31 protein-coding genes and 2 pseudogenes are annotated in these 26,438 nt (G+C 46.9%); 15 read left to right on the top strand and 18 right to left on the bottom strand.

Annotated elements, in window-relative coordinates; genetic code table 11:
- Window positions 1-38 precede the first annotated feature (38 nt).
- From SPI9445_RS0121930 to SPI9445_RS0121915, 4 genes are read left to right on the top strand one after another with little or no spacing between them, the layout of a single operon-like run.
- Window positions 39-1,439: an ABC transporter substrate-binding protein gene (locus tag SPI9445_RS0121930; RefSeq protein WP_017306941.1), complete on the top strand. Its 1,401-nt coding sequence runs from the start codon at window positions 39-41 to the stop codon at window positions 1,437-1,439.
- Window positions 1,440-1,463: 24 nt separating this feature from the next.
- A complete protein-coding gene (locus SPI9445_RS0121925) occupies window positions 1,464-2,834 on the top strand; it encodes an ABC transporter substrate-binding protein (RefSeq protein ID WP_017306940.1) in 1,371 nt (456 codons plus the stop codon).
- 6 nt (window positions 2,835-2,840) lie between these two features.
- On the top strand, window positions 2,841-3,728 hold the full coding sequence (locus SPI9445_RS0121920; RefSeq protein WP_017306939.1) for a phosphate ABC transporter substrate-binding protein: 888 nt from the start codon (window positions 2,841-2,843) through the stop codon (window positions 3,726-3,728).
- 53 nt (window positions 3,729-3,781) lie between these two features.
- Window positions 3,782-4,033, top strand: coding sequence for a MoaD/ThiS family protein (locus SPI9445_RS0121915; protein WP_017306938.1), 252 nt, complete (start codon window positions 3,782-3,784; stop codon window positions 4,031-4,033).
- On the opposite strand, the gene SPI9445_RS0121910 is transcribed toward SPI9445_RS0121915, so the two are convergent.
- The 3 genes and pseudogenes from SPI9445_RS0121910 to SPI9445_RS0121895 form a co-directional block, all read right to left on the bottom strand.
- A complete protein-coding gene (locus SPI9445_RS0121910; protein WP_017306937.1) occupies window positions 4,034-5,560 on the bottom strand; it encodes an alpha/beta fold hydrolase in 1,527 nt (508 codons plus the stop codon). It lies immediately after the preceding gene.
- 183 nt (window positions 5,561-5,743) lie between these two features.
- Window positions 5,744-6,550 (bottom strand): annotated as a pseudogene (locus tag SPI9445_RS27150) (Rpn family recombination-promoting nuclease/putative transposase).
- 147 nt (window positions 6,551-6,697) lie between these two features.
- Window positions 6,698-6,892 carry a hypothetical protein gene (locus SPI9445_RS0121895; protein ID WP_017306934.1) on the bottom strand — a complete coding sequence of 65 codons (195 nt, stop codon included), beginning with the start codon at window positions 6,890-6,892 and terminating at the stop codon, window positions 6,698-6,700.
- A gap of 144 nt (window positions 6,893-7,036) precedes the next feature.
- On the opposite strand from SPI9445_RS0121895, the gene SPI9445_RS0121890 reads away from it, so the two are divergent.
- The 6 genes from SPI9445_RS0121890 to SPI9445_RS0121865 all read left to right on the top strand — a co-directional run bounded on the left by SPI9445_RS0121890 (window position 7,037) and on the right by SPI9445_RS0121865 (window position 11,891).
- Entirely contained in the window at window positions 7,037-7,939 is a 903-nt protein-coding gene (locus SPI9445_RS0121890; protein ID WP_017306933.1) for a glutaminase, read from the top strand.
- 143 nt (window positions 7,940-8,082) lie between these two features.
- Entirely contained in the window at window positions 8,083-9,294 is a 1,212-nt protein-coding gene (locus SPI9445_RS26575; RefSeq protein ID WP_164674576.1) for a sensor histidine kinase, read from the top strand.
- 80 nt (window positions 9,295-9,374) lie between these two features.
- A complete protein-coding gene (locus tag SPI9445_RS0121880) occupies window positions 9,375-10,109 on the top strand; it encodes a LuxR C-terminal-related transcriptional regulator (RefSeq protein ID WP_017306931.1) in 735 nt (244 codons plus the stop codon).
- A gap of 56 nt (window positions 10,110-10,165) precedes the next feature.
- Window positions 10,166-11,221 carry an aromatic ring-hydroxylating dioxygenase subunit alpha gene (locus tag SPI9445_RS0121875; protein ID WP_017306930.1) on the top strand — a complete coding sequence of 352 codons (1,056 nt, stop codon included), beginning with the start codon at window positions 10,166-10,168 and terminating at the stop codon, window positions 11,219-11,221.
- A 99-nt stretch (window positions 11,222-11,320) separates the two neighbouring features.
- On the top strand, window positions 11,321-11,656 hold the full coding sequence (locus SPI9445_RS0121870) for a DUF6883 domain-containing protein (RefSeq protein WP_017306929.1): 336 nt from the start codon (window positions 11,321-11,323) through the stop codon (window positions 11,654-11,656).
- Window positions 11,649-11,891 carry a DUF4926 domain-containing protein gene (locus SPI9445_RS0121865; RefSeq protein ID WP_017306928.1) on the top strand — a complete coding sequence of 81 codons (243 nt, stop codon included), beginning with the start codon at window positions 11,649-11,651 and terminating at the stop codon, window positions 11,889-11,891. The genes SPI9445_RS0121870 and SPI9445_RS0121865 overlap by 8 nt, the downstream gene beginning before the upstream one ends.
- 126 nt (window positions 11,892-12,017) lie before the next feature.
- Here the strand turns inward: SPI9445_RS0121865 and proC are convergent, their stop codons facing one another.
- The 7 genes from proC to SPI9445_RS0121830 all read right to left on the bottom strand — a co-directional run bounded on the left by proC (window position 12,018) and on the right by SPI9445_RS0121830 (window position 17,896).
- On the bottom strand, window positions 12,018-12,830 hold the full coding sequence (gene proC, locus SPI9445_RS0121860) for a pyrroline-5-carboxylate reductase (protein ID WP_026080006.1): 813 nt from the start codon (window positions 12,828-12,830) through the stop codon (window positions 12,018-12,020).
- A 111-nt stretch (window positions 12,831-12,941) separates the two neighbouring features.
- Entirely contained in the window at window positions 12,942-13,670 is a 729-nt protein-coding gene (locus tag SPI9445_RS0121855; protein WP_017306926.1) for a Uma2 family endonuclease, read from the bottom strand.
- A gap of 279 nt (window positions 13,671-13,949) precedes the next feature.
- Window positions 13,950-14,549 carry a cell division protein SepF gene (locus SPI9445_RS0121850; protein ID WP_026080005.1) on the bottom strand — a complete coding sequence of 200 codons (600 nt, stop codon included), beginning with the start codon at window positions 14,547-14,549 and terminating at the stop codon, window positions 13,950-13,952.
- A gap of 277 nt (window positions 14,550-14,826) precedes the next feature.
- The gene (locus tag SPI9445_RS26570; protein WP_017306924.1) at window positions 14,827-15,531 is read right to left on the bottom strand and encodes a YggS family pyridoxal phosphate-dependent enzyme; all 705 of its coding nucleotides are present in this window, start codon (window positions 15,529-15,531) and stop codon (window positions 14,827-14,829) included.
- Between the two features lie 16 nt (window positions 15,532-15,547).
- Entirely contained in the window at window positions 15,548-15,820 is a 273-nt protein-coding gene (pipX, locus tag SPI9445_RS0121840) for a transcriptional coactivator PipX (protein WP_017306923.1), read from the bottom strand.
- A gap of 160 nt (window positions 15,821-15,980) precedes the next feature.
- Window positions 15,981-17,018, bottom strand: a complete 1,038-nt coding sequence (locus tag SPI9445_RS0121835) for a DMT family transporter (protein WP_017306922.1) — start codon at window positions 17,016-17,018, stop codon at window positions 15,981-15,983.
- Between the two features lie 107 nt (window positions 17,019-17,125).
- Window positions 17,126-17,896, bottom strand: a complete 771-nt coding sequence (locus SPI9445_RS0121830) for a 2'-5' RNA ligase family protein (RefSeq protein WP_017306921.1) — start codon at window positions 17,894-17,896, stop codon at window positions 17,126-17,128.
- 82 nt (window positions 17,897-17,978) lie between these two features.
- On the opposite strand from SPI9445_RS0121830, the gene holA reads away from it, so the two are divergent.
- Together holA and SPI9445_RS0121820 are read left to right on the top strand one after the other, a co-directional pair.
- Complete coding sequence (gene holA, locus SPI9445_RS0121825; RefSeq protein ID WP_017306920.1) at window positions 17,979-18,968, top strand: DNA polymerase III subunit delta; 990 nt, start codon at window positions 17,979-17,981, stop codon at window positions 18,966-18,968.
- Between the two features lie 336 nt (window positions 18,969-19,304).
- Entirely contained in the window at window positions 19,305-20,138 is an 834-nt protein-coding gene (locus tag SPI9445_RS0121820) for a hypothetical protein (RefSeq protein WP_017306919.1), read from the top strand.
- A 55-nt stretch (window positions 20,139-20,193) separates the two neighbouring features.
- On the opposite strand, the gene SPI9445_RS0121815 is transcribed toward SPI9445_RS0121820, so the two are convergent.
- The 5 genes from SPI9445_RS0121815 to SPI9445_RS0121800 form a co-directional block, all read right to left on the bottom strand.
- Window positions 20,194-20,712, bottom strand: coding sequence for a hypothetical protein (locus SPI9445_RS0121815; protein ID WP_017306918.1), 519 nt, complete (start codon window positions 20,710-20,712; stop codon window positions 20,194-20,196).
- Between the two features lie 101 nt (window positions 20,713-20,813).
- Window positions 20,814-21,029: a 30S ribosomal protein S18 gene (rpsR, locus tag SPI9445_RS0121810; RefSeq protein ID WP_017306917.1), complete on the bottom strand. Its 216-nt coding sequence runs from the start codon at window positions 21,027-21,029 to the stop codon at window positions 20,814-20,816.
- A gap of 23 nt (window positions 21,030-21,052) precedes the next feature.
- The gene (gene rpmG / locus SPI9445_RS28945) at window positions 21,053-21,247 is read right to left on the bottom strand and encodes a 50S ribosomal protein L33 (protein WP_071525322.1); all 195 of its coding nucleotides are present in this window, start codon (window positions 21,245-21,247) and stop codon (window positions 21,053-21,055) included.
- 41 nt (window positions 21,248-21,288) lie between these two features.
- Window positions 21,289-21,822 (bottom strand): RDD family protein, encoded by a 534-nt coding sequence (locus SPI9445_RS0121805; RefSeq protein ID WP_017306916.1) that lies wholly within the window; start codon window positions 21,820-21,822, stop codon window positions 21,289-21,291.
- A 21-nt stretch (window positions 21,823-21,843) separates the two neighbouring features.
- Window positions 21,844-22,293, bottom strand: coding sequence for a hypothetical protein (locus SPI9445_RS0121800; protein WP_017306915.1), 450 nt, complete (start codon window positions 22,291-22,293; stop codon window positions 21,844-21,846).
- 53 nt (window positions 22,294-22,346) lie between these two features.
- Here SPI9445_RS0121800 and petN point away from each other — a divergent pair, with 53 nt between their 5' ends.
- Together petN and SPI9445_RS30805 are read left to right on the top strand one after the other, a co-directional pair.
- Window positions 22,347-22,436, top strand: coding sequence for a cytochrome b6-f complex subunit PetN (petN, locus tag SPI9445_RS28940; protein WP_071525321.1), 90 nt, complete (start codon window positions 22,347-22,349; stop codon window positions 22,434-22,436).
- A gap of 19 nt (window positions 22,437-22,455) precedes the next feature.
- The gene (locus tag SPI9445_RS30805) at window positions 22,456-22,602 is read left to right on the top strand and encodes a hypothetical protein (protein WP_017306914.1); all 147 of its coding nucleotides are present in this window, start codon (window positions 22,456-22,458) and stop codon (window positions 22,600-22,602) included.
- A 559-nt stretch (window positions 22,603-23,161) separates the two neighbouring features.
- Here the strand turns inward: SPI9445_RS30805 and SPI9445_RS0121790 are convergent.
- A complete protein-coding gene (locus SPI9445_RS0121790) occupies window positions 23,162-24,631 on the bottom strand; it encodes a leucyl aminopeptidase (protein ID WP_017306913.1) in 1,470 nt (489 codons plus the stop codon).
- Window positions 24,632-24,842: 211 nt separating this feature from the next.
- On the opposite strand from SPI9445_RS0121790, the gene SPI9445_RS0121785 reads away from it, so the two are divergent.
- Complete coding sequence (locus SPI9445_RS0121785; RefSeq protein WP_017306912.1) at window positions 24,843-25,433, top strand: Uma2 family endonuclease; 591 nt, start codon at window positions 24,843-24,845, stop codon at window positions 25,431-25,433.
- A gap of 12 nt (window positions 25,434-25,445) precedes the next feature.
- On the opposite strand, the pseudogene SPI9445_RS31500 reads toward SPI9445_RS0121785, so the two are convergent.
- A pseudogene (locus SPI9445_RS31500) lies at window positions 25,446-25,568 on the bottom strand (DUF2887 domain-containing protein); the annotation flags it as partial.
- Between the two features lie 4 nt (window positions 25,569-25,572).
- Window positions 25,573-26,427 (bottom strand): Rpn family recombination-promoting nuclease/putative transposase, encoded by an 855-nt coding sequence (locus SPI9445_RS0121780; RefSeq protein ID WP_017306911.1) that lies wholly within the window; start codon window positions 26,425-26,427, stop codon window positions 25,573-25,575.
- Window positions 26,428-26,438 lie beyond the last annotated feature (11 nt).

Genomic DNA, 26,438 nt, shown 5'->3' with positions numbered 1-26,438 from the left:
TCTTTTAGAATGAGGCTGAACCCCTAACACGGCGCATCATGTCTAAACAAAATGAAACCAAAACCCTTTTAATTGCCTTCCTGCTCACCAGTGCCGTATTAGTGGGGGGGGTTTGGTGGGTGCGAGAGTCGGGGGTTTTGAGCGGTTTCTTTGCTTCTCCCAACGGCATCGGAACGTTACCCCTTGGGTCTTCTGGTTCTATGGTTGCGTTGAGTGGGGGGGAGCAATTATTACTCGGCGGGAGTGTAGAGCTTCAGTCGGCCGTGGAACTGATCGCTAATCGTCAATATAGCCAAGCGGTTCAAGTTCTAGAAGCCTTTCTACAACAAAATCCCAATGAGCCGGAAGCCTTGATTTATCTCAATAATGCCCGCATTGCTCAAGGTCGTTCCTATCCTATCGCCGTTGCTGTGCCGATTACAGGCAGTGAGAATTCCGCGAAGGAAATTTTACGGGGGGTGGCTCAAGCGCAACAGGAAATTAACCAACGGGGGGGTATTAATGGGGTACCGCTCAAGGTAATTATTGCCGATGATCAAAATAACCCGGAGATGGCGCAACGGGTGGCTGATGCGTTGGTGAGAAGGCCGGAAATTTTAGGAGTAGTGGGTCATTTTAGTAGTGATGTGAGCCAAGCGGCGGCGGCGATTTATCAACAGGAGGGTTTAGTGATGATTTCCCCCTCTAGCACCTCTGTTACGTTATCTCAAGCGGGGAATTATATCTTCCGCACGGCCCCGAGTGATGCGTTTACGGCTAAGGCCTTGGCTCAGTACCAACTGACGACCTTAAATCTCAATCAGGCGGCGATTTTTTATAACGGCCAGAGTGATTATAGTTTGTCGTTGAAGGGGCAGTTTACAACGGAATTGTTCACCAGTGGGGGCAGTGTTCTACAGGAGTTTGATGTGTCTCGCCCTGATTTTAACCCCAGTCAGGCGGTGAGAGGGGCGAAAGAACAGGGCGCCGAGGTGCTGGTTTTACTGACTAATACCCCAACGCTCGACCAAGCGTTACGGGTGGTTCAACTTAATCGTCAAGAGTTGCCTTTGTTGGGGGGGGATAGTCTCTATAATCCCCGACTGCTACAAGTGGGGGCGCAGGATGCTCAGGGGATGGTGGTGGCGGTGCCGTGGCATATTTTAGCCCATCCCGATGCTCCTTTTACTCGGACTTCGGCGCAACTCTGGCGGGCGGAGGTGAACTGGCGGACGGCGATGGCCTATGATGCGACTGTTGCCTTGATGGCGGCATTAGGGGAAACGCCTACTCGCTCGGGGGTACAAGAAGCTTTAGGCCGTTCGGGGTTCACGACAGAGGGGGCTTCGGAGGTGATTCGGTTTTTGCCGTCGGGCGATCGCAATCAAGCCGTTCAATTGGTGGAAGTCGTCCCCGGAACTCGTTCTGGCTTTGGTCAAGATTTCAACCCCATTCCCTAGTTAATTTTATAAAGAGCAACCATTATGACTCAAAAAAACGAAACTAAAATCTTATTAATCTCCCTCGTTGTGACCGGAGCGCTGTTAGCAGGGGGTGGATGGTGGGTCTATCAAGCGGGGTTTTTGGGAGGAAATACAAGCCTCACGGGAGGTCGGGGGTCTGATGGGACTCTCAGTGCTGGGGGGAAACTCTTGACCCGTGATGCACCGGAGAAACGGGCGGCGGTGGAGGCGATCGCTCAAAATGATTTTTCAACGGCTGTGAGTCGCTTGGAAGCCTATCTCCAAAACAATCCTAACGACCCGGAAGCCCTGATTTATTTGAATAATGCCCGCATCGGCAACCAAAATGTTCCCACCATTGGGGTGGCGGTTCCCATCACCGGAAACCTCGATGCCGCCCAGGAAATTCTCCGGGGAGTCGCTCAAGCCCAAAAGGAAATCAACGACCAAGGCGGCATTAATGGCACCCCCTTAAAGGTGGTCATTGGTGATGATCAAAATACCCCCCAAGGAGCAAGTAACCTCGCCCAAGCTTTTACTCGTGAACGCCTTTTAGGGGTGGTGGGTCACTTCAGCAGCGAAAATAGCGAGGCGGCGGCGGGGATTTATCAGGAGTCGGGTCTGGTGATGATCTCTCCCACTAGCACATCGGTTACTCTTGCCCAAAAGGGTGAGTATATTTTTCGCACAGTTCCCAGTGATGCTTTTACCGCTAAGGCAATGGTGCGTTATCAACTCAGTGAGTTAAACCAACAACAGGCGGCGGTGTTTTTTAATAGTCAAAGTGATTACAGTCAGTCCCTCAAAAATGAGTTCACGAAAGAATTATTTTCCAGTGGGGGAAATGTAGTCGGGGAATATGATGTATCAAGTAATTTTAATGCTCGTAATGCCCTGCAAGATGCCCGCAGTAAAGGGGCGCAGGTGTTGGTTTTAGCCACGAACTTTAATACGTTGGATCAAGCGGTGCAACTGATCCAAGAAAATGGCCGCAATCTGCCTGTATTGGCGGGAGATAGCCTCTATGCGCCCCGTTTGTTGCAGTTAGGGGGAAATAATGCTCTGGGGATGGTGTTGGCTGTGCCGTGGCATATTGACGCAGATCCGAACGCGGGGTTTGTGACTCGTTCCCGTCAACTGTGGCGGGCGGATGTGAACTGGCGCACGGCGATGGCCTACGATGCGACGGTTGCCTTGATTGGAGCCTTGCGACAAAATCCCACCCCCCAAGGGGTACAACAAACGCTGGGCAATGCCAATTTCCAAGCCTCTGGGGCGGCGGCGGATATTCGGTTTTTACCGTCGGGCGATCGCAATCAAGCCGTACAATTGGTTAAAGTAGAGGCAGGTTCTCGGTCTGGATTTGGTTATGATTTTGTTCCCCTACCATGAGGTTTTATGAGTACCAAAAATGAAACCCTCCCCCTGATTCTCTCTTTCGTCATTACCGCAGGTATTGTGGGGGGCGGGTACTGGTGGTTTACCCGTTCCTCAGATACTCCCTTCGCGGGGGATTCTAACCCCACTCAATCCCCCAGTCTAGCCCCGGCCTTTGCTGCACCTACCACCGTCCCCAGTGGCACCATTTTACGCCTTGATGGGGCTACCAGTTTAGCTCAAGTGAATGTCGCCCTGAAACAGGGTTTTGAGGAAAAATTTGCGGGAACGTCTGTCACTGTTCAGGCCAAGGGCAGCGAACGGGGGCTAGCGTCTCTTCTCGCGGGGAGTATCGACATCGCCGCCATGTCCCGCCCTTTAACCCCCCAAGAACAAGCCCAGAACTTGGTGGCGGTTCCGGTGGCTGAAGATGCGATCGCCATTATTATTGGAGTGAATAACCCTCTGCGCACTGGATTAAGCTCCCAACAAGTGCAGCAAATTTTCACCGGACAACTCACCAATTGGTCCCAAGTGGGGGGACAAAACAGCGAAATTCGAGTCATTAACCGTCCCGAGCATAGCGGCACCCATCAGGCCTTTAAAGAGATGGTTTTGCAGGGTCAATCTTTCGGTAAAACCCCCAATATTACCACCCTGATTAATGACGAAACCACCGGATTAATTCGTCAACTCGGTGACAATGGCATTGGTTATGCCACCTATGCTCAAGTTGCCACCCAACAAACCGCCCAAGTTTTACCCATTGACGGCACTACTCCCCAATCAGCCACTTATCCCTATAAACGGACGCTGTTTTATGTCTATAAAAACCCTCCCAGTGAAGCGGTCAAAGCCTTTTTAGGCTACAGCACTTCTGAGGAAGGCAAACGTTTAGCCGGAAATTAAATCCGTTGGGGTGGGGAATAGAAAAGTGAAATACATTTAGGAAATAGTGAATCATGATTCGGGTTAAAATTAAACTATTTGCTGCCTATCAAGAAGCCTATAATAATCAATCAGAAATTGAGCAAGATTTCCCAGAAAATACCCCTGTTTATGGGATTTTAACTCAGATGTTGGCAGAACATCCTGAGTTAGAACAATGGCGCAATGTTACCCGTTTTGGCATTAACTACAAATTTGTTGACCCGGAAACGGTGTTACAAGATGGGGATGAGGTGGTTTTAATTCCTCCCGTGAGTGGGGGTTGATTATTCCGTGACAAAACGGGGAGCGTGTTGAACAATACAGTGGGTTTCTAAACGGTGGCGAGGATCTTTGATATAGTCGGCAACAAAAGACTGGACACAAAGGGAACTATTTAAGACATCATGACCCATAAAGGGAATTTGAATAACGCTGGCATTAGGAAAATTTTGCCGTATTTCTTCTGTCCATAACGGAGGGGTTAAAACATCATAATTGCCCGAAAGAAAGAGAACGGGAATGTCTGAAGTGATCGGGTCTGTAAATTGAGGAGAAACCGGAGGAACATTCCAAGCTTGACATTGACGTTTTTCGCGAATATAAAACCCTTCCGGTCTAAACCATTGGGAATGTTGACGACTGAACGCTTGGGTTTGATCAAAGGCTGATAAAGGATATACTTCATGACACATGACGGAGAAATAAACCCCGTCGTTAATGCCAAAATCTGGGAAGGAAAAAATGCTCATAATTTCATCATCCCGCAGGTTGCGTTTGCCGTTAATTAATTGATGTAAGCGATGAATATAGTAGGGAAGATTTTCTAAGGTATCAATAAAGCTGAGGTGAAAGATGAAGGTATCAACAATGTCCTGAAACGTAAAGCTTTCTTGATGGAGTTGTCCGGTGGTGGTGTCATACCAAGAGAGAGTTAAGGGGGTTTCGTTCAAACGTTTTTGTAATTCCCTGAAGGCTTGGCGTAAATTGGGGTAGGCCGTTTGACAAGTGGGTTGGCGTTCACAATCTCGCAGCAGTTGTTCAAAAGCCTGTAGGGTATAGCTCAGGGTGTCTACACTCCAAGCATCCCCAAGGGTCATCATGGAGTTAAAAACAATGGTTCTAATGCCTGTGGGGTCTTGACGCAGGGTTTCTAAGGCTAATTTGGTTCCGTAGGAGGTTCCGATTAGATTCCATTGGGGAATATTTAGAGCTTGGCGTAAATCCCGCAAATCTAAGGCGGTTTGGGTGGTGGTGTATCCTTGCAAGTCGATGTTTTGCTGCAAAAGGCGATCGCGACAAGCAACGGTTTGCTGCACCAACCATTGATATTCTGCGGCATTCCCCCCTTCCACTTCTGGGGGATAATCCTGTTTAAATTCCTCACACGTTAACGGAGGGTGGGATTGTCCTGTACCTCGCGGGTCGATAATAATTAAATCGCGATCGCGTCTTAAACTTAGCATTCCCTGCCAGACCGCACTCATCCCATCACTCATCCCCTGACCGGGCCCTCCCCCTAAAATCACCACCGGATCCGGAGCCGGACGGCTAGAATAGCTATAGACCCGGGCAAAAAAAACCTGAATCTCTGCACTAGAAGGGACTTGTCGATTTTCCGGCACCGTTAACCACCCACAATCAACGGCTTCCCCTTGAGGGACAACAAACGGACAATCTATCCGTTGCCAACTAGGATTAAGCCCAGAAGCGTTAGATTGTGCCTTGAGGGGTAAACGGGTTAAAAGGACTGTTGTGAGACTCAGGAAACTATAGGCTAGAATCCGGCACTTCAGGAAAGGAATAGCAGACACAGCATTTTTCAGATAGGGAACAGGTTTTCATTATCAGAGAAATGGGTTTTATCTCACAAGAGAGCTTAATTTAACCGCTAGTTCGGGCTTGCTGAATAACTGGGCTAGGGAACAGGGAACGGGGGGCAGGGGAGAGAATGAGAAGGGGAGGGACTGTTTCCCGAGAGGAATCGTTGATTAGACTTAATTCTCTGGAGATTTGAGGATTTGTTGCACAACAGCAGGGTCAAGTTCCAGAATTTCGGCGATGTCATCGGGAGACATGGCTCGGGCAGCTAAACGGTTAATGAGTTGTCGTTTCATCTCTTCCCGACCTTCTTCCCGACCTTCTTGTTTCATCTCCTGAGCAAAACGAGTCTTTTTCAAATTCTCTACACTAAACATTTCTCCTAACTCCTGACGGCTAATCTGGGGCAATTTATATAAAACAATCGTTTCTATTAAATCTAACACTTGTTCTCGATTCCCTTGACTGGTAATCTCCTGTTCTACTTGTTTAACTAAGTTTTGTACTTGTTGGCGGATTTGCTTTTTCTGGGCTACCAGCAACTGGAGAATTCTGACACTCAGCCGTGGGGTTTCCTCGTCTCCCAAGTTATTCAGGTAAAGACGAGTCACCCAAGGACTATTGAGCAGAGGTTCATAGGGCAATCTTTCTGTTGGAGTGGGTTCTATGCTGGGACTTCTAAACAGGATAACGGCACGCCACGGGGCTTGAGGGTAATTGGTGCGCAGATAAAGGAAGAGTTCAGAAAATAAACGGGCGTAAAGGTTGGGGTCTTTTTGAAATTGGACTTCGGTGAAGTACAGGGGGCTTTGAGGGGTGATGGTTTGGGGGAGAAAGACTCCATCAATGCGAAAGGCGGTTTGTTTGATTTCGATGGACTCGAAACGTTAGGGATTATTGGGGGTGGGGGATTCTCCTAGAAGGTCAAAGAGGGTGCTGGGCAGTTCTTTGAAGATACGGTAGAAGATGGTGTCTGTTTTCATGAGGGGGAGAGAATAATGAGAAGGGGAGAGACTGTTTCCCAAGAGGAATCGTTGATTAGACTTAATTCTCTGGAGATTTGAGGATTTGTTGCACAACAGCAGGGTCAAGTTCCAGAATTCCGGCGATGTCATTGGGAGACATCTCCATCAAAAGACTAAATGATATTCGCCATGATTGGGTACCCAAGTTAACCATTCTTGCTCAGATATTTGACAGAGCAGTAGGGCTTCATTTCCTGCAAAAGGACTTGCTAGGTCTTCTAATATAATCCATGTTCCGGGTTTGAGACGCTGCCAAAAGCTTTGGATAAGAGGGCAAGATGCGAAAGGAGGGATGTCCATAGTCTGTTTTTCAATTAGTTTAAAGTTTTGTTGTTAAATATACAGAAACGGATTTATGTATTATAAAAAACAATTTTTTCTGAATGGGGAAATGTAAACTGAATAATAAGTAACGTTTTGCAAAGATTGTAATTTTCAAAGCCCTTGTCTTTTCTATTTCTCTCGACTGAACAACTACAAAAATGGCTCAATGAAGGCTTAAAACTAAGTCAGAATGGAAATTTACCGACTTATATTCCTCAGTTGGCGGCGGTAGATCCTGGTGGGGGGGCTGTCTGTGTTCAAGGAATGGGGGGGGAAGTTTATCGGGTTGGTAATGTAACGTTATGTTTCCCGTTGATGAGTGTCATTAAACCTTTTGTGTTGTTGTATGTTTTGCAGGAGGTGGGGGAAGAAATTCTAGGGCGACGGGTGGGGATGAGTCCATCGGCTCTACCTTACTATTCATGGGAACAGTTGGCGGTGGATGGGGGGTTTCCGCGTAATCCGATGTTGAATAGTGGGGCGATCGCCTTATGTGATTTGATGCCCGGAAATACTGCCACAGAACGAACCGAGCGTTTTCGCTTGTGGTTAAATGAGGGGGCCGGTTGTGGGTTAAGGTTAGATGAGGGGGTGTTAGATTCGGTGCGATCGCATCCCAATCTCCGCAATTTAAAGTTAGTCAAAATCCTAACCCAAGCGGGGCATCTCCAAGAGCCAGAATTAGCTCTTGACACTTATCAACAAGTATGTTGTCTTTCTGGTGCGATCGCAGATATCAGTCAATTGGGGATGATGTTACTTCAACCCCCCCCCACTGTAACCCCTCAAGATTGTGAGCAGGTGTTAGAGATTATGCTCACCTGTGGACTTTATGAAGACTCCCCCCATTTTGCTCAACGAGTGGGCATTCCCCTGAAATCTGGGGTGAGTGGCCTTGTTTTAGGGGTGATTCCCCAAACAGGAGTTATGGCTTGTTATAGCCCCCCCTTGAATGAACAGGGGCATTCTATTGCTGGGCTGTGGTGGGTGGAAACATTGGTCAAAAACATCCGGAATCTTTAACTTACGTCATGATGCTGCCCGTAGCCTAAAAATGATTTGGCCAAAAATCTAAAAAAATACTGAAAGCCGATTCATTCTCAGCTAAATGCTTCTAGGATGATTACTTAGCTTGGTAGCACATGACACAAAATCTCTTTGAATTCATGGATCCCTCTGATGCAAATCAAGGTTCCGGGAGGCGATCGCCATCTTTTGCGCCCCATTGTCCAGCTTCTCCAGATGAGTTCACGTCTATCCCATCGAGTTTTGATTTACAAGGGGTTTATTGCCTCTTGGTGCAGCAATTAGCCCGTTCCTTGCCCATTATTAGTAGTCTGTTTGTCTATCATGACCCACAAACAGGCGATCGCCTTTCCGTCACCCATCCCACCCCCCCCAATCCTGAGTTAAGCGAATTCATCACCCGGCAACTCCTCACTCAGGAATTCCTAGACTTGCCCGATAGTCCCGAAAATCCTTGGCCCAAGCGACAAATTGCAGAGAATATTATCCCCATTCCCACCACTGAGGGAGTCGGTGAGGAAGTCTGGGGTTATGTCTATCCCCTCAACTCTTTAGAACCCTATTTAGAATACTTGCTGTTGTTATTAGAAAACCCCTTAACTCCTCCTCAAATTACCCTCTTCCAACAACAGGGCAAACTGATTAGTTATTACTTAGCCCTTTATCAAGCCGAAGCCAGACAAAAAGCAAAAATTAACCTTTTAGAACAAGTCATTCAGCGCCTAGAACATCAACTGCGTAATCCTTTAGGATTAATTGCCCTTTCTGCCGAAACCCTACGCTTAGGACTAACTGAAGAGTCTCGCTTGAGTCAACAAGCGATGGTTATTCGGGATACCGTCCAAGATTTGACCCAACACTTAACCGATTTACTCTATTGTGGACAACAAGCTAATTTACAAATTGCCCCTTATAATATACGCACCATTTTACTCAATAGTTTACAAGGTTTATATCTTCTTTTAGAAGAAAAAAAAATTGAGGTAGACTACCCCGATCAACCTGTAATCATTCCCGTTGACCAGTGGCAAATCAAACAAGTTTTTGATAATATCTTGAGCAATGCCCTTCATTTTAGTCCCGTTGAAGAAATTATCACGTGCAACTGGCAGGTTTTTCAAAATGAGGTCTTAATTGAAATTCGAGATCGCGGTTGTGGTCTTAGTCCAGATGAGGTCAACCGTGTGTTTCAGCCCTTTTATTCTCGTCGTGCTGGAGGACAAGGTTTAGGATTGGCGATCGCACAGAAAATCATTCTCGATCACCAAGGGCGACTGTGGGCAAGCAATTTAGCCGACGGAGGGGCGCAATTTTCCTTTGTTTTACCCCTACACCATCGCTCAACCCACTAAGTCAAGAAACTTAACTTTAAGAAAACTTAAGTTTTTTAAACTTAAGTCAAAAAAATTAACATTTCAGGATTTTAAAATCGATGGTTTCCACACTCAATCCTCCCCCAACCCATGCCGATTATTCTCCCACTCTACCCCCAACCATTTCCCTCCTCTTAGTAGACGACAATCAGCCCTTTCGCCAAGGACTACGCACCCTTTTAGACTTTTATAATAACTCTGGAAAAACCCAGTTTTTAGTCGTCGGAGAAGCCGGAACCTCCCAACAAGCCATTCATGTCGCCCTTGAACAAAACCCCACCATCACCATCCTCGACATGGAATTATCCCCCGGACAAGAAGACGGCATCAACACCTTACGCGACCTAGCCAATCACCACTACACAGGCAAAGTGCTAGTCTTATCCGGTCATCGAGAAGAACAGATCATCTTTCGTGCCATGCAAACCGGGGCCGCCGGATATGTCCTAAAAGATCGAGTCGCTGATCAACTTTTACCCGCCCTCTTAACCATCCTCAACCAACAAATTTATCTCGGCCCCGAAGTCGCCACCTCCTTTTTCCGACTCTTCCATTTTTACGGAGGGCGCTCCTTACCCCAAACCCCCAGCATTCACCTTTCCGAGCGAGAACAAGAAGTGCTAAACCTACTTGTGGAAGGGGTTTCCAACGATAAAATCGCTCAACAACTTTACATCACCGTCGCCACCGTAAAAGCTCATCTCACCCGCATTTTCGAGAAACTGGGCGTAAAAAGTCGCACCCAAGCCATCGTTAAAGCCCTCAAATTGGGTCTAGTCACCACCGAAGGGTGAATCATTTCCCCCAACGACTATGGCACAATGACGGAGTACCCTGATTTTATCCCGATATGATTTCAGTCTCCCCCGCGAGTGCAACCACTCCACACCTTCGGACTTGTCCGATTAATCCTAACCATTGGTATGTTGTCGCCCGCAGCCCAGAAGTCACCACCGGGCCCCTAGGTGTTACCTTGTGGAAACAAAAAATCGTTCTTTATCGGGATACCCAAGGGCAAGTACAAGCCCTCGAAGACCGATGTCCTCACCGTCAAGTTCAATTAAGCACCGGAAAAGTAGCCGGAGATCATCTAGAGTGTGTCTATCATGGCTGGCAATTTGACGGGCAAGGCCATTGTGTCGAAGTTCCCTATTTAGCCGCTAATCAAAAACTCCCCCAGTGCAAAATTAAAACCTATCCTGTCCAAGAACAAGATGGTTTTATCTGGCTGTTTCCCGGTGATCAAGATGCCACCCAAGTTGAATTAATGGGCGTTCCTGAATGGGATCATCTTAACTACATTGCCACAGTTTCAGTCATTGACTGTCCGGGTCACTTTTCCTTTTTAATTGAAAACTTGATGGATATGTATCATGGACATTTACATGATAATTATCAAGCTTGGGCATCGGCAAAATTGGAAAATTTAACGGAAGAACCTGGCACCGTCACCGCACTTTATGAAGCCCAAAGTTACTACAAAATTGATAAAATTTGGTCAATTTCTCAACTGTTTTTTCCCGCTTTACGTCGTCTTCATCCTGAACCTTTAACGGTGACGTATCAATATCCTCACTGGTATTCTACCCTAGGGCAAGATTTCAAGATTTACTGTTTATTCTGTCCGGTGAATGAAACCCGCACCCGTGCTTATTTAATCCATTTCACCTCGTTAAATGCGTTCTGGCGACTGCATAAATTACCCATTAAATTTAGGAAGTTTGTTAAAGATAGTTTATTTGGGTCAGCCCAAAAGCTACTAGATGGTTTAGTGGTGCAAGATGTAGAAATGATTGAGCAGGAACAGGCGGCCTATTTGAAAAATCCTGAGCAGCGTAATTTTGAGTTAAACCGGACGGTGAGTGCTGTTCAGCGTTTAATTCGGAGTCAATTTGACCCGTCCTAAGAAGGGTTGGTTGTTGGGCTTTAGCCCTCAAAATTCGCGCTGAAGCGCAACTACGAACCTGATTCACTATCTACTCACATTAAATCTTTAATCCTTGAAATGCAGCTTCCAGAAAATGTTATTATTCCTGATGCTAAATTAACCCAATATCTCCTAGTTTTTCGAGAACAGGATGACAAATCAAAATTCCTCCAAAAAGCAGGATTTACTCAAGAGAACTCGGAAGCGTTGAAAAATGCCCTTCTCCAATTGGTAAAAACACAAGAAGCGATTGAGGATACCCAAAATGAATATGGCACATTCTACCGAATCGAAGGTAAATTAGAAGGAGAAACTGGAACAATTAATGTTACAACGATTTGGCTACAACGAGCTAAAGATAGTCAATTTCAATTTATCACATTAAAGCCAAAAAAGGAAAAGAAACATGATTGAACTGTATCAAAGAGTTGCCCTGAATCAAGATATACCAGAACATCATTTAAAAAAGGGGGACATCGCCATTTTTATTGATATTATTCCTCATCCTCAAGGTGGAGAGGAGGGTTATGTTCTGGAAATATTCAACGCTTTGGGGGAATCAATTAATACAATTATTGTCCCAAAATCTGCTGTTTCTTCTTTACGAGCCAGTGAAATTTTCAGCGTTCGTTCTTTTGTAGAATTGTAGTTTTATTACTGGCTCGTTGTTGGGCTTTAGCCCTCAAAATTCGCGCTGAAGCGCAACTACGAACGGATGGGCTTCAGATTGGCTCGTTGTTGGGTTTTAGCCCTCAAAATTCGCGCTGAAGCGCAACTACGAACCCCCTAGTTCTTGGGAACGAGTATAGGCGGCTTTAACGGCTTCGATGACGGCGGAACGAAAGCCTTTGGATTCTAACAGAGCCACCCCAGCAATCGTGGTTCCGGCTGGACTGGTGACTTGATCTTTTAATACCGCCGGGTGTAGCCCCTTCTCCTGCATTAACTGAGCGGTGCCTAGAACGGTCTGTAAGGCCAGTTTTTGGGCAATAGCTCTAGACAGTCCGGCCGCTACCCCGCCATCGCTCAGAGCCTCAATCATCAGGGCGACAAAAGCGGGGCCAGAACCGGATAATCCGGTTACGGCATCCATTTGAGTTTCTGGCACTTGTACCACTTGCCCAACGACGGAGAAGATTTGCTCGGCGAGGGCAAGGTGTTCTGGATGGGTTTTGCTTCCGGGTGCGATCGCCGTCATCCCAGCCCCCACCATAGCCGGAGTATTCGGCATCACCCGAATCACCGCCTGCTGGGGAAAAGCCCCTTCCAACCTTGCCAACGGCACCCCGGCCAAAATTGACAAAACCAGCGCCGAACACCCACAACGCGCCTGTTCGGGTAAATCCTCCACCACCTGCTCTAAAACTTGGGGCTTCACCGCCAATAACAACCCCTCAGTCGCCCCCAAAGTCTCTAAATTATTCCCCGTCACAGCCACTTGATAAGTCGTCGCCAAAAAATCCCGCCGTTCCCCAGAAGGTTCACTCACAAGCACCTCATGGGGAGCATAGACCTTTTGCACCAACAAACGAGAGAGCAGCGCCTCCCCCATCACACCCCCACCAATTAAACCAAACCGAATCGCCATAATAATTAAGAATAAATTATCAAAACCTGAGAGTGGGGAGACAGTTAACCAGCCGTTAATCACCACCCAACCCAGGCAGAATCAAAATTTTACCGCCTCCCCTGCCCCCGTTCAATCCTCCTCCAAATCCACCCCCAACGCCCTCAAGCGTGCCGCTAAACGTTCAGCCCGTTCTCGTTCCTGTTGGGCCCGTTCTCGTTCTTGTTCAATTTGTTCTGCACCCCATAACAGCAACTCTCCCCTTTCATCCCACCAGCGCAACCAATAAGCATTAAAGTTTTCCCTTGTACCTTGCCAAACCCCGATAAACAAGCCCATCGGTTCAATCCAATAACGTCCCTCACTATTCGCCGTTTGTAGGGTGTAGCGTTCTGATTCAAGGCGATAGACTTCGATTTGTCCGCTGTAGGGGTTAAAAATCACATAGTAGGGGACTTGGAGAATTTGCTCATAAAAGAACCACTTTCCGGGAGGATAGGTGGGTTTATTAGAATATTCATGACCATCGTTATCAGAGAGGAACTCCATCACCACAGTAGGGCGCTCTCCTTGTAACTGGGGCGTATAACTGCGTAGAACGTCCTCCACCGGGACGGAAATATGAGCAACATAACACCAATCTGGAGCCTTAACTACGATTTTGCCGTTGACTGTGGCACAGATCCCGTAATTAGTTGTGGCGAGGGTTTGGGCCCAAAGACGACCTGCTCGGGCTAAACTCTCAGTGAGGGCAAAGGCTAAGGCGGGCTGTTGAATATTATCCACGGGATCATCCGGTAAAACGTAGTCGTCGGGCAGTTTCTCCCAAGTGATTTGATAGGAAACGGGGGTAGCTACCATGAGTTTAAGGCATAGCGTTTGACAAATAGGGCTTGCTGAATAAGTCCGAGAGTCGGGGAATCGGGAGTCGGGAGTCGGGAATAGGCAATCGTGCCAGTTTTAGATGATCTGTTCCCTGTTAAGAGTTCCCTGTTCCCTTGTTGAGCCTAGCATCTGGTGTTATTCAGCAGACCCCAAATACTATTGTATCACTTGATGAAAATTTCGACTAAAATAAAAACTCAAATAAAAAAGGAGAGAATTTTAGCTCTCTCCTTTTTCTGCTTTTTAGGCTCTCAACTATTGCACCATACGACCGGGATCCATGCCCCAAGCGGAGGCTCCGGGAGAGGTGGGACGAACAGAACTTAGGGGAGAGTTGGGGACTTCATGGACTCCACCGGATTGGGTGCTAACTTGGACACAACTGGGGGTGAAGAGGAAAATACTCTCGCCGATGCGTTCTTGATGGCCGTCGATGGCGTAGGTGCCGCCTGCTACGAAGTCTACAGCCCGTTGTGCTTCGTCGGGGTCAATGACGGTTAGATTTAAAACGACGGATTTCCGTTCCCGTAAGGCTTGAATCACTTGGGGCATTTCTTCAAACGAGCGGGGCTCAATGACCACCACTTCAGATATCCCATTCGCTCCCGGCATTCCAATCACGTTGCTCCTCGCTGTTGTTGTGGGTCCCATACTGGTTTCAGGTGTAGTTACGGTTGGACGTTCTCTCGTCGTCCGTCTAGGGCGTTGACGTTCTTCTTCTACTACCGCAGGGGGGTTTTCCTGTTGATAGAGATTCTGGTAATCATTCCCGTCCATATCTTCTTCATAATACTCGTATTCCTCGGATTCGTTGAGACCAACAAAATCTCTTAGCTTGGTAAAGATGTTATTCACTATTGACTCCCTAATACTGGATTGAGTTCGTTAATCTGTTCCGCATCTGTCGCACTGCCAAGACTCGGGGTAGGCTTCATCAATTTACCCGGTACGGGTACGAGACAAGCCCCGTTTTACTGGCTGACCGCTCAATGCCCCGGATGGGGAAAATCGGCATATCAACGGGAATTCAATCTCCATCGAAGAAACGGGGGCTGGAGGTATAATTTTCCTCTTGTTCGATGTATTTTATCCCATCTTGTCTACAGGGACTTGTCGAATTGTCCCGTTTCGGTTAGTGGGTGGAGGATAGGCGATTCTCGGTCTGAGATGCTTCGCGGGTCCCAAAAATAATCCGTCCTAAACGAATCATGGTGGCTCCCCCTTGGATGGCTAAGGGATAATCCCCAGACATCCCCATAGATAATTCCTCCATCTTGAGATTAACCCAAGTTTGCTGACCAATATTCTCGCGCAAATCCTGTAAATCCTCAAATGCTTTTAATGTCTCGGCTTCAGTTAAGCCTAGAGGCAAAATTGTCATCAAACCTTGAATCTTTAAGGCGTTAAGATGATCTAAAGCTTCGAGGTCGGTTTGCAGTTGGGCAGGTGTCCAGCCGTACTTATCGGGGTCGGGGCGAATTTTCACCTGTAGCAGAATCTGGGGAGACTGGGGCAATTCGGGGGCGATTTGGTTGAGGCGTTGGGCGAGTTTGAGACTGTCGCAGGTGTGAATCCAGTGGAAATGTTGGAGGGCTTTACGGGCTTTATTGGTTTGTAAGTGGCCGATAAAGTGCCATTGAATATCGGTGAGGTCTTGTAGGGCTTCTTGTTTGGGGATGGCTTCTTGAATGCGACTTTCGCCAAAATCTCGGATTCCGGTGGCGTAAGCTTCCCGAATGGCGGCAGGGGGAAAGGTTTTGCTGACGGCAATCAGACGCACCGAGGGGGGTACGGTTTGATGCAAGCGGGCGAGGTTTTGGGCGATCGCACTAGACATGAGGATAAGGGGGACGCTAATGGAAGGTGCGCTGATAAATTAAATTTAGCGCGGTGTAATCTTCACTGGCGTTTAAGCGCCGCAGCTTACGGAGACGATTTTCAACAATTAAACGGGCATCGGAACGCCCAATGGGGTCAAAAATTAGCCCTTCTGGACTTTGGGTGACGAGGAAGAATAAACGCTGGGCGTAAAGAGTTGTGAACAACTCTTGATTTTGTTCAATGGGACACACTTGAAAGAGCAAACCAAAGGTAGGATGATTAATGTATGTTTCGTTATTCTTCATTCACTTTACGCAGAAGAATGCTCCTGCCCAATCTGGAAGCGTGAAAAGGTCAAGTTCTGAAGGGACTGTCATCAAAATTTAACATACCGCCTAGCTATAATATCTTGCTTTGGGGTCAAGAGACTAGCTTTTAGGGAATCAATTCTATTAGTATTTTGGACTACAAGCCTTTAAAACCAATGGTTTCTGTTATCTCTTTGTCACTAGGTTGTTGTTGGGGGATGATGATGTTGAGCTTCTGAACTCCGATTTGATTCAAAATGATACCGACTAGAATCACACTCCCGCCAATATATTGAGCGATTGTCGGGGTTTCTCCCAAGATAAAGTAGGCGGCTAGAACTCCGGCAATTGGGTTAAAGGAACTGGCTAAGGAAACTTCGCTGGCGGTACTACGTTTGAGACCATTAAACCAACAAAGCTGCCCCCCGACGACAATCACAGCCCCATAGAGGAGCATCCACTGCCACAAGACAGGGACGGTTAGATCCCTAAAATGTATTGGACCATATAGAAGGACTGTTGTACTAAAAAAGATCAGGGTGCCGATGAGCATTCTAAAGCTACTGAAGAAGCCGAGGGGAATTTGTTTCAGGCTGACTTTGCTGATGATGGTGGAAATGGCCAGGGTAATGGCGGCAATGGCTGTCAAGAATTCCCCTCGTCCAATCCTAAGCCCCATATTCATCATGGCTTGATCGGGTTCTGGAGTTGGCAGGAGAATAGTTAGAGCAACACCAAGGAAGGAAAGACAAGCCCCTCCAAGAACCCAAGCATTAACCCGTTCTCGTAATAGCCAGACGGATAAAGCTAAGATTAAGGGCGGTTCTACGCGACCAATTAAGATCACATTATTGACGCTGGTCAAGGAAAGGGCGGTGAAAATTAAGGTGGGTGCGATCGCAGCCCCTAAAATTGCAACTGCGATCATTGCTAGCCATTGTTTCGGGTTCAACTGCTGGAAGGTGTGAGGTCGCCATTGTCTTTGATAGATAGTTCCTAACAAGATCAGGGCGCATAAATTCCCGGCAAAGAGGACGTTACAGAAGGAGATGGGATTACGACCATCGATCAAATGGGCTGCCCCTAATTCTGTTAATTTCCGGGTGACAGCATTGGCGATGCCAAAGATGAGAATGGCGAGTAATAAGTAAATCCGTCCTGAAGGTACATAAGAGGGTGAAGATGGACTCGTCATGGCAGTATTTATTCCAATGTTGACCTATTCGGTTGTGGAAAAAGAATGTTCGCCAATTTCTAGGGTGATCTTGGCGAAACGTTCTCACAAGATAGGGCGGTGTAAACTCAAAGCTTAACTGTGGGGAAGTGGGGTTTACGGGAATAACGGGTCATATCCTCAAAGTGTTGTAATTCCGCTTGTTCTAAGGCGAACACTTGGGGATCTGTGCCAATCCAACGGTCGTTAAAGTTGACGAGGATCTCACACAGGCGATCGCGATCAAGGCTGGGGGGAATCTCGTTAAAGTAACAGAGGGTAATATGGGCGGTAAAGCGATATTGCTGTTCAATGCCTAACCCAATCAGTTCGGCATTTTGATAAAGGGAACGTCGCAGAGCCCTAAGTTTTTCGTGGGAGGTTTCGTTTTGGGGGATCAGTCCCACGGCAATGGCCCGAGGTCGCATGATGACCCCGACCAGTTGAAAGGTGAGGGGGGTGGTATCGGTGAGATGGTCTTGATATTGTTGGAAACTGTGGTCAATGCGATCGCACAGTTTTTGTTCATACTCTCTATCTTGGGACACCGCATCCTCATAAGCCCCATCCCAAATCAAATCCGCTAAGGTCAAATGGAAACTATCGGGAGGCACTGGAATGACTAAATCCCCCAATTTGGCGACCAATTCCGCCTGATCTTGTCTCAGTTGAGCATAAAACCCGTGATTGACCGGATCTTCAGGGCAAGCTGGACTATTGATGGTATAACCCGGAAAGGGAATAGCCTGCCCCCCCTGGAATTTGGGAGACTTCTGGATGGTTTGGAGTTGACTTTGATAACTGGCAGGTAACGTCAACTTGGCTACGCGGTTAAGGTATGCTTGATAAGTTTCGTCCAATCTGAATCGCCTCCGACTTGTTCTAATTGATTGTAGGTTTTTCGGTTGCAATTAAAAAGTTTTGTAAATTTTTTTCATAATCATGAGCGTGTATTTGTTTTGGGGTGAGGATGATTTTGCCATGAATGAGGCGATCGCGGCCTTAAAAAAGGCTGTCCTTGATCCAAACTGGATTCAGTTCAACTTGGATCAAATTCCGGGGGAGAGTCCCGATCCGGTCATCCAAGCCCTAAATCAAGCCATGACACCACCTTTCGGCATGGGGGGGCGTTTGGTTTGGTTGGAGGAAACGACCCTCTTTCAACAATGTTCGGATAGCTTACTGCAAGAACTTCAGCGCACTCTGCCTAATCTTCCCCCGACTTCTACTTTGTTGTTTTCCTGCCGCAAAAAACCCGACGGTCGCAACAAGGCCACTAAACTCCTACAAAAACACGCTGACATCCGGGAATTTTCCCTCATTCCCCCTTGGAATACTGATGCTATCCTGAAAAAAGTGCGCCAACAGGTACAGGAAAAAGGTCTGCGACTCACCCCAAAAGCAGTTCAAGTCTTAGCGGAGTCTGTGGGGAATGATACCCGTTTCCTCTATGGGGAATTGGAAAAACTCCGTCTGTACAGTGAAGGAAATCCTCGCCCCCTTGATGAAAGTGCGATCGCCCGTTTAGTGGTGGCTAATACCCAAAATAGTCTACAACTCGCCGCCGCCATTCGAGATGGCAAAACCCCCCAAGCGTTAGGGTTAGTGAGTGATTTACTCAACCGCAATGAACCCGCTTTGCGCATTGTCGCCACCTTAATCGGGCAGTTTCGCACCTGGTTAATTGTAAAATTGATGATGGAAAGTGGAGAACGAGATGAAAAGGCGATCGCTTCAGCCGCCGATATTAGCAACCCTAAACGTATTTATTTCCTGCGTAAAGAAGTGCAATCCCTCTCCTCTGACAAACTCTTAGCTGCCCTTCCCCTCTTCCTCGACCTAGAACTAAGTTTAAAACGAGGAGCAGATCCTTTAGAAACATTAGAGCGTAAAGTTGTAGAATTATGTGCCGTTTGCCAGGGTGGGTATTAATGCTACTTTGGCGGATGCTAAGGAAGCAATGACTCAAGTTCTGGGGTGTCGGAATGTTTTTGTGACCAGTAATGGAGAACTTGCTGGGCAAGTATTAGGCTTTTTAGCAGACCCTAAGTAGATTGGCTATACATAAGGCTATTTGATAGGTAAAGATAGTATATCTTATGAGAGTTGATTGAGGTTTGCTGTCCCATCCACCTAAGCTTCTATCTGGAGATATATAGGAGCAACTCTCTGTTCGCTGATAAAATAATTCAGTGAAATTTTATCAACAGAAGTTCACTGATAAATACAGCTTACCTTGTGTTTAATTAGGAATCATTAAGGGGGAGGGTGAAGATTTTGGACTGTCATCAGGAAATCTTAGAGTCGATCATCGTTCAGGCGCAAACTAACTTAATCTCACCCTATACATTTTATAAGCTCTGCCAAGAATTTTGTTTAACAACAGGTATTAATCAGTTGTATTTTGGAGAACCGATCTCCTCTTATTTAGATCACAATAGAGGATTAGGTGCGTCAGAAATTAGGAGATTTTTAGATGATTTAGCATTTTATATTCGGCTAATTGATATCCCTGATTTTACAGTTAATTTTTCGATAAATTATCTTGAAAAAGAATTGAAAGAACCAATGAAGATAACTGTAAAGATTATTGGTTGTGGGGTGGTAGGTAGAGTGGCAAAAATCACGATAAATGGGGGGAATCCTGTAGCCTTTAAAACATTTTTTGACCCCGATTTTATATGGGTTCATGGTCCTTGGGGCGAGATTCCGGTAGGGATTCGCTTAAAATACTGTAGGGTGACAAAAGATATAGCTGAGTTTTTATTTGCGGGTACGAGTTGGGTGGTGAGTGAGTGGATTGATTATGAGGAATCGAAGTTATGTAATCGCGAAGGCTTAACCTATCAAGAATTTGCCAAGAAAGAAGGGTTGACTAAACTCAACCCTTTAAACCGCAATAACTATAATCTTGACAACATCCGACTCGATCCCGGTGGCATTCAAAAGGACTATCCGGGACGCCGTTGGGTCGATTTTTACCGAGGGACTTGGTTTTATTTACGCAAAATCCGCCGAGATAAATGGAAGGGAATTTATACAATTGCTAATCAGTTGTTGACAGGAATAATACAACACAGTCGCAAAATCGCCAATTCCTAACTATAGGACGTCGGGAGATTGCATAATTACGCTGGTAATCCTGACGCACCACCCTTTATTTTAGATACCGAGCAGCCAACTGTAACGCATCACTGAGATCCACCGTACCATCTCCATTAGAATCGAGAAAATCTTTCAACACGGGGTTACTACTTTGAGGGTTTTGGTTAGAAGTCCCGCTTTGCAAAAATTGTAAAACAAGGGGAACTAGGGTGGGTAACAGAGCTTGTACAGTTGCACTATTTAAGCCTGTTTTTTGCTCCACCTCTTGCAGTAATTGCTGGGTTTGTGGCTGACTTAAAAGCAGTTGCACCACTTGATTATTCGCTTTAGTGCCACTGTATTGGTTAACAATGGCTTGGGCTGCGTCTTCCCCTTTGCTGTTACACTCGGACTGTAAACTAGAGCGTACATATTTCCCCACAATGGCGATCGCACCTTGTAAGGCTTGCGGGTTGGTTTTCGTCGTGGCGCTCAGTTGCTGCACCGTGCTGGCAATGCTCCCCAACTGCGCTGCACTGGCGATGGTTTGGGGATTATTAATCGCGCCGAGAATTGCATTAAACAGAGTCATAGTGAGTGAAAAGTAAACAACAAATTTCGGGGGAAGACACGCGGAAAATTCTCTGAAGCGAAACGCTTAGAGAATTTTTTTCCTCCAATTCATGGCAAGGATTAGCCTTCAGTATTAATATAAGGCATTAAAGCCATATAGCGCGCCCGTTTGATAGATGCGGTTAAATCCCGTTGCTGTTTTGCCGTTAAATTAGTGATCCGACGAGGCAGGATTTTGCCGCGTTCGGTGACAAATCTCCGCAGCAGTTCAACATCCTTGTAATCAATGGGATCACCGGGTTTAATGGGGGAAAGACGTTTACGATAGTAAGCCATAGTAAAATCCTAGGGAGTCGCTCCTATTTAATTTCTTTGTGAACAGTGTGTTTATTGCAGTGGGTGCAAAACTTCTTCAGTTCCATGCGTCCGGTCGTGTTGCGACGGTTCTTCATGGTAGTGTAACGGGAGACACCGGGCGATCGCTTTTCAGGATTGGATCGGCACTCTGTACACTCTAAGGTAATGATTAGTCTAACGCCCTTCTTACTTGCCATAGTTCCAGTCTGACCATTCTCGGTATTTAAGACACAATTTATTATTTTCGCATACGAAAGCGCACTTCGGCAAGCCATCGACGTAGACGAATATCTAAAGAGAAACCCCGCTTGGTTTGGATGACGACTGTATTACACAGCCGATCGTGCAATCCTTGATTATAGTCCTCATCAGCGTAGGCCACCCCACAACCTGCCACGAGAGGGGATACTAACAACAGGGTAGAGAAAGGGTTGACAAAAAACAGGTTTAGCCCAATCATGGCCAGCAAGGCTGCTCCCCCTAGTAGGGCCTCCCGTTTGAGCAAGATAAATAATTCCGGGACTTTACGAAAGCGCACATCCATCACCTTAATGTCCATACACCAAGAGCCTAAACTTTGTCCTCCATTGCGATCCACCACCACCACACGCAGGGTAAACCAAGCACCCAAAAATACCAGCATTTGTAGAAGCGGGGGGCCAGCTAAGGAACTGATCACCCAGACACAGACAAAATCAATTAGAAAGCCGTAAAAGCGGCGTTCAAAGGGGACTTTGGGGAATCTTTTGGGAACTGGGCGATCGCTCGTCATGGCTAGGGAAGAGGCTTACTATTAGTCATTATAAGATTTAAATGGCTTGACCCACTGTTGATTTAAGGCCAGATCGAGGGCTAGACGGGCGAAGAGGAAACAAAACACGCTCTCAACTCCTAAAACGATAAAAAGGGCGAAACTGTCGGTAAAACGGGCTTCTATTTCGATTCTGGCACCGGCCCGGACTAAACCAAAGGCTAACACAGCCCCATCGTTAAGGTGGGAATTTTGATCGGTTCGGATGATGTAGCGGTAGGTGACACCGAAGAGAAAACCCGTCAAGAGGGCGATCGCACCTTTGACTAGCCACGTGATATCCCAGATCAAGGATTCGACCCACAAACCGTGCAACAGGGCAATCCCTGTCGCCATGATACTAAAACTCACCGCACCCAAGACCCCCGCTTTCAAGGATTCTTGTCTTTCTCCGTTTAAATTATCCACGTCTGACTTTTGAGGGAACACCATTGGTTATGATAGTATTTGCAGTTGTGCAAATGAAATTATTTTAAGAAGTTGCTATGGATATCTTAAGCTTAGGTTGGGTTGGCGTTCTGGCTTTATTCACTTGGTCGATTGCGATGGTGGTGTGGGCGCGTAACGGATTCTAAGAGTGTGGAAAATTGGACGATGGAAAATTTTCCGGTTCTTGATGTTCTTTTTTTAGCGGCGATCGCCCTCCTGATCATCATCAGTGGGGGAATCCTCTACCTCTCTGTGATTGAATGGCGCGATCGCCGTCGTCAGTCCAGTGACAAAAAACTAAACAAACCCTGATTCCCAACCCCATCCCCCCGTATTTCCCCCCTGCCAAAGGGGAGCTAGGGGGGATGACTTTTGCTTGTTAAGGGAGGGTATCACCCCCCTTGACAACTTAGGTCTGCACTGTCGGCGACCACTAACCCCCCGTGGGGTGGGCAATGACCACCCTGCAATTATAAAGTAAAATGTAATGAAAACTTCAAATATTTTCAAAAGATCACTGTGTTAAAATATTTATCACTAGCGAAATAAAAAGCGATTCAACGTCATCTAAAAATTTTCTAAATCAAGCCAAAAACAACAAAATTAAGGTTGTTTTTGGTGATGAGCTTACATCTTTAACAAAAATTCTTTCTAAAGAAATGGAGACCCCAGAGTATAAACGGATGTAATATTTCTTGGATCTTTCCATGACCTCGCTACTCTCTGGAAAATCTCCACTTGCAGAATTTCTCCAACACCCTGCCCTTTAGGGTGGGTGTCGGAGGGGTGTTACTCAACAGGAGAGGTAGGGAAAGCATAATCAATGTCCTCCCTGTAATTTCCCCTCCGTCTTAATCCCAGTCAAAGAGACTTAACTCAACACCCAATTGACCAAAGTCCGCACCGGAAACCCCGTTGCCCCGGCATTATTCACCCCACTTTCCTTATCCGCCCAAACCGGCCCAGCAATATCTAAATGGGCCCAGGGAGTCGTTTCCACAAACTGCTTGAGGAAGAGCGCCGCCGTAATCGAGCCAGCGGGTCGGGGTCCGGTGTTCTTCATATCTGCAATAGGAGACTTTAACCCCTCAAAATACTTATCTTCTAAAGGCATTTGCCAAAGCTTCTCCCCGCCGACTTTAGCCGCCCTTTGCAGTTCCCCGGCCAAACCGTCATCCGCCGTCCATAATCCCCCAATCTCATCCCCTAGGGCAATCACACAGGCTCCGGTGAGGGTGGCGAGGTCTACCATCGCATCAACTCCCAGTTTATCGGCAAATACTAGGGCATCGGCGAGAGTTAAACGCCCTTCTGCGTCGGTGTTGTTCACTTCAATAGTTTTGCCATTAGACGCGGTGAGAATATCGCCGGGGTGCATGGCCTTCCCACTAATCATATTCTCCGTCGCCGCGCTGATGAAATGAACCTCAACATCGGGCTTGAGTTGGGCGATCGCCTTTGCCGCCCCAAACGTCGCCCCAGCCCCTCCCATATCCATTTTCATCGTTTCAATACCACTCCCAGCCCCTTTAATATTCAACCCCCCAGAGTCAAAGGTTAACCCCTTACCAATGATGGCTAATTTGCGCCGAGGATTGCCTTGGGGAGTATAAATGAGGTGGATAAATTTGGGCGGGAGATCCGACGCTTTCGCCACCCCTAAATAGGCACCCATACCCAAACGTTCACAGTCCGCCTGTTCCAAAATTTCCAGCGTCAGGCCGTAGTCTTGCGCCAATTGGGTCGCCGTTTCCGCGAGGGTAATCGGAGTGACAACATTGGCCGGGGCCGCCACTAATTCCCGCGCCAGAATCACCCCAGAAACAATGGCCTCAGCTTGAGCAATGGCGGCGCTTTGTTCCCCTAACCCCAACAGATGGACGGTTTCAATTTGGGCAGGTTTAGGATCTGGTTCTGATTTAAAGCGGTTGTCCACATGGAGGGCGAGGAGTAACCCCTCTGTAATTCCTTGGGCGGATAAGACCGCATCTTGGGCGATGGGTAAGGCAATGCCCAAGGTTTTGACGTTTTGCTGTTTGGCTGTGCGGGCAATGGTGGCCGCACTGGTGCGCAGATGATCTAATTCTAGGCTCTCTTCTTGGCCTAAACCGACGAGGATCAGTTTCCGCACGGGACTATTACTGCCGATGCGTGCCGTGGCGAGGGTGCCTAACTTGCCCTCAAATGCTGTTTCGGTGATGAGTTCTTGTAGAGTGCCTTGGAAGCGTTCGTTAAGGGTCGCGAGTTCCCCGGTGATTTCGGTTTGTCCTTCCCAGATTGCGATCGCCAGTGCATCTCCGGTCCAATCCAATCGGGTGGTATCTAGGGCTTGAATTTGCATTCTTTTCTGTTCTTTACGGACGACTAATCCATTATCGGATGTTTTGAGGACTGGGGTAACATAGGAATCATATTCCTCGCTATCCCGTAGGTTGGGTGTAGCGACAGCGAAACCCAACAAGGGAATAGGGAATAGGTAATAATTATCAACTCCCCACGTTTAACCAGACATTACAGAACCATCCCCACTCATTACTAGCCCCAAAAAAACTATGATTGCTGTTCAATCCCATGCTCCAATTACCTCCGAAGAATACCTAGAGCGTGAACTACACAGCCCAATTAAACATGAATATTGGGAGGGAGATATTTATGCAATAGCGGGGACAACTAAAGCTCATAATATTATTAGCTTAAACGTGGCTCTCCTCTTACGCAGTGGTTTAAGAAATCCCACCTGTCAGACCTTCATGGCAGATATTAAGGTTAGAATTGAGGAGGGAAAGCGGTTTTTTTATCCTGATTTGTTGGTCACTTGTGATCCTAGTGATGATGCCAATTTGGTTTACGTCGATACCCCTCAAGTCACTATTGAAGTTTTATCAGAATCAACCGAGTCCTTTGACCGAGGGAAAAAGTTCCAAAGTTATCGAAGGATTCCCAGTTTACAAGATTATGTTTTAGTCAGTTCTCAAGATTATTGTGTGGAAGTGTTTCACCGTATTGACGAACAACACTGGGTTTTAGCCACCTATCAAGGATTAGATGCGATCGCCCGGATCGAGAGCCTAGCAATCACCGCCCCCCTCGCCCAAATCTACGCCACCCTAGATTTAACCCCAAACAGTCCCCTAGTCCCGTAGGTTGGGTGTAGCGACAACTCGCCAAGGGTGAGGGGGTTGGTATTGACGGAGGTAGAGGAAGAGTTCGGCGAAAAGTCGATAGTACAGGGTTTCATCGGGTTGGAATTGAACCTCAACTAAATAAAAAGGCTGGGTGTCATCAGAGAAGTTCCTGAACTCGTTCTAGGGGTAAGTCTAGCAACTCAGCAATTTCTGAGGGACTCTGACCACGACTTAGAAGACGTTGCACTAGGTTTCTTTGCGCTTGCTGTAAGCCCTGTTCAATGCCTTGCTGTAAGCCCTGTTCTATACCTTCTTGACGACCTTCTTGACGACCTTCTTGACGACCTTCTTGGCGACCTTCTTCAAAGGCTTCTTGATAAAAACGAGTTTGTTTTAAATCGGTTAGTCCTAACATTTCCGCTATTTCCTCTCGACTCAGTTGGGGTAATTTGTAAACGACTATCGTTTCAATTAAGTCAATAATATCTCGTTGAATGGTTGTTGGGGATAACTCCTCTTGAGCTTGTTCAATCAGTCTTTGAGCCAGTTCCATTGCTTGACTCTCTTCTTCCACCACTAATTGAATTATACTCACTCCTAGATGTTTCTGTACTCCTTCTAACTCGTCGAGATAAACCCGAGTCACTTGACTAGAGCGCAATAACTCCCTGAAGTGTTGGGGGGGTTCCCGTTCAATGGTACGAGTGGGATAAATCACGACAACTCGCCAAGGGTGAGGGGGTTGGTATTGACGAAGGTAGAGGAAGAGTTCGGCGAAAAGGCGATAGTACAGGGTTTCGTCGGGTTGGAATTGAACCTCGGCTAGATAAAAAGGCTGGGTGGCATCCTCTGAGACGGGGAGGAATAGACCATCTAAGCGAAAGGCTAGTTGTTTGACTTCTACGGAGGTGAATTGGTAGTTATTGGCTTCTGTGGGAGGACGATTCAGGAGTTCAAAGAAACTGCGGGGATATTGTTGAAAGATACGGTAAAAGATGCTGTCGGTTTTCATGGGTTTTTATC

The sequence above is a fragment of the Spirulina subsalsa PCC 9445 genome, assembly GCF_000314005.1.
Taxonomy (GTDB): domain Bacteria; phylum Cyanobacteriota; class Cyanobacteriia; order Cyanobacteriales; family Spirulinaceae; genus Spirulina_A; species Spirulina_A subsalsa.
The sequence above is the reverse complement of the archived record's forward strand: the minus strand, read 5'-3'. Positions and strand labels throughout refer to the sequence as shown.

What these genes read in the sequence shown, in the direction of transcription:
- SPI9445_RS26575 (WP_164674576.1), top strand. Translation starts at nt 8,083, where the DNA reads ATGGATCCCTCTGATGCAAATCAAGGTTCCGGGAGGCGATCGCCATCT.
- SPI9445_RS0121865 (WP_017306928.1), top strand. Translation starts at nt 11,649, where the DNA reads ATGATTGAACTGTATCAAAGAGTTGCCCTGAATCAAGATATACCAGAA.
- SPI9445_RS0121790 (WP_017306913.1), bottom strand. Translation starts at nt 24,631, where the DNA reads ATGCAAATTCAAGCCCTAGATACCACCCGATTGGATTGGACCGGAGAT.
- SPI9445_RS0121880 (WP_017306931.1), top strand. Translation starts at nt 9,375, where the DNA reads ATGGTTTCCACACTCAATCCTCCCCCAACCCATGCCGATTATTCTCCC.
- SPI9445_RS0121915 (WP_017306938.1), top strand. Translation starts at nt 3,782, where the DNA reads ATGATTCGGGTTAAAATTAAACTATTTGCTGCCTATCAAGAAGCCTAT.
- holA (WP_017306920.1), top strand. Translation starts at nt 17,979, where the DNA reads ATGAGCGTGTATTTGTTTTGGGGTGAGGATGATTTTGCCATGAATGAG.
- SPI9445_RS0121805 (WP_017306916.1), bottom strand. Translation starts at nt 21,822, where the DNA reads ATGACGAGCGATCGCCCAGTTCCCAAAAGATTCCCCAAAGTCCCCTTT.
- petN (WP_071525321.1), top strand. Translation starts at nt 22,347, where the DNA reads ATGGATATCTTAAGCTTAGGTTGGGTTGGCGTTCTGGCTTTATTCACT.
- SPI9445_RS0121835 (WP_017306922.1), bottom strand. Translation starts at nt 17,018, where the DNA reads ATGACGAGTCCATCTTCACCCTCTTATGTACCTTCAGGACGGATTTAC.
- SPI9445_RS0121785 (WP_017306912.1), top strand. Translation starts at nt 24,843, where the DNA reads ATGATTGCTGTTCAATCCCATGCTCCAATTACCTCCGAAGAATACCTA.
- SPI9445_RS0121875 (WP_017306930.1), top strand. Translation starts at nt 10,166, where the DNA reads ATGATTTCAGTCTCCCCCGCGAGTGCAACCACTCCACACCTTCGGACT.
- SPI9445_RS0121780 (WP_017306911.1), bottom strand. Translation starts at nt 26,427, where the DNA reads ATGAAAACCGACAGCATCTTTTACCGTATCTTTCAACAATATCCCCGC.
- SPI9445_RS0121800 (WP_017306915.1), bottom strand. Translation starts at nt 22,293, where the DNA reads ATGGTGTTCCCTCAAAAGTCAGACGTGGATAATTTAAACGGAGAAAGA.
- SPI9445_RS0121920 (WP_017306939.1), top strand. Translation starts at nt 2,841, where the DNA reads ATGAGTACCAAAAATGAAACCCTCCCCCTGATTCTCTCTTTCGTCATT.
- SPI9445_RS0121930 (WP_017306941.1), top strand. Translation starts at nt 39, where the DNA reads ATGTCTAAACAAAATGAAACCAAAACCCTTTTAATTGCCTTCCTGCTC.
- pipX (WP_017306923.1), bottom strand. Translation starts at nt 15,820, where the DNA reads ATGAAGAATAACGAAACATACATTAATCATCCTACCTTTGGTTTGCTC.
- SPI9445_RS0121895 (WP_017306934.1), bottom strand. Translation starts at nt 6,892, where the DNA reads ATGGACATCCCTCCTTTCGCATCTTGCCCTCTTATCCAAAGCTTTTGG.
- rpmG (WP_071525322.1), bottom strand. Translation starts at nt 21,247, where the DNA reads ATGGCAAGTAAGAAGGGCGTTAGACTAATCATTACCTTAGAGTGTACA.
- rpsR (WP_017306917.1), bottom strand. Translation starts at nt 21,029, where the DNA reads ATGGCTTACTATCGTAAACGTCTTTCCCCCATTAAACCCGGTGATCCC.
- proC (WP_026080006.1), bottom strand. Translation starts at nt 12,830, where the DNA reads ATGGCGATTCGGTTTGGTTTAATTGGTGGGGGTGTGATGGGGGAGGCG.
- SPI9445_RS0121925 (WP_017306940.1), top strand. Translation starts at nt 1,464, where the DNA reads ATGACTCAAAAAAACGAAACTAAAATCTTATTAATCTCCCTCGTTGTG.
- SPI9445_RS0121855 (WP_017306926.1), bottom strand. Translation starts at nt 13,670, where the DNA reads ATGGTAGCTACCCCCGTTTCCTATCAAATCACTTGGGAGAAACTGCCC.
- SPI9445_RS26570 (WP_017306924.1), bottom strand. Translation starts at nt 15,531, where the DNA reads ATGTCTAGTGCGATCGCCCAAAACCTCGCCCGCTTGCATCAAACCGTA.
- SPI9445_RS0121870 (WP_017306929.1), top strand. Translation starts at nt 11,321, where the DNA reads ATGCAGCTTCCAGAAAATGTTATTATTCCTGATGCTAAATTAACCCAA.
- SPI9445_RS0121815 (WP_017306918.1), bottom strand. Translation starts at nt 20,712, where the DNA reads ATGACTCTGTTTAATGCAATTCTCGGCGCGATTAATAATCCCCAAACC.
- SPI9445_RS30805 (WP_017306914.1), top strand. Translation starts at nt 22,456, where the DNA reads ATGGAAAATTTTCCGGTTCTTGATGTTCTTTTTTTAGCGGCGATCGCC.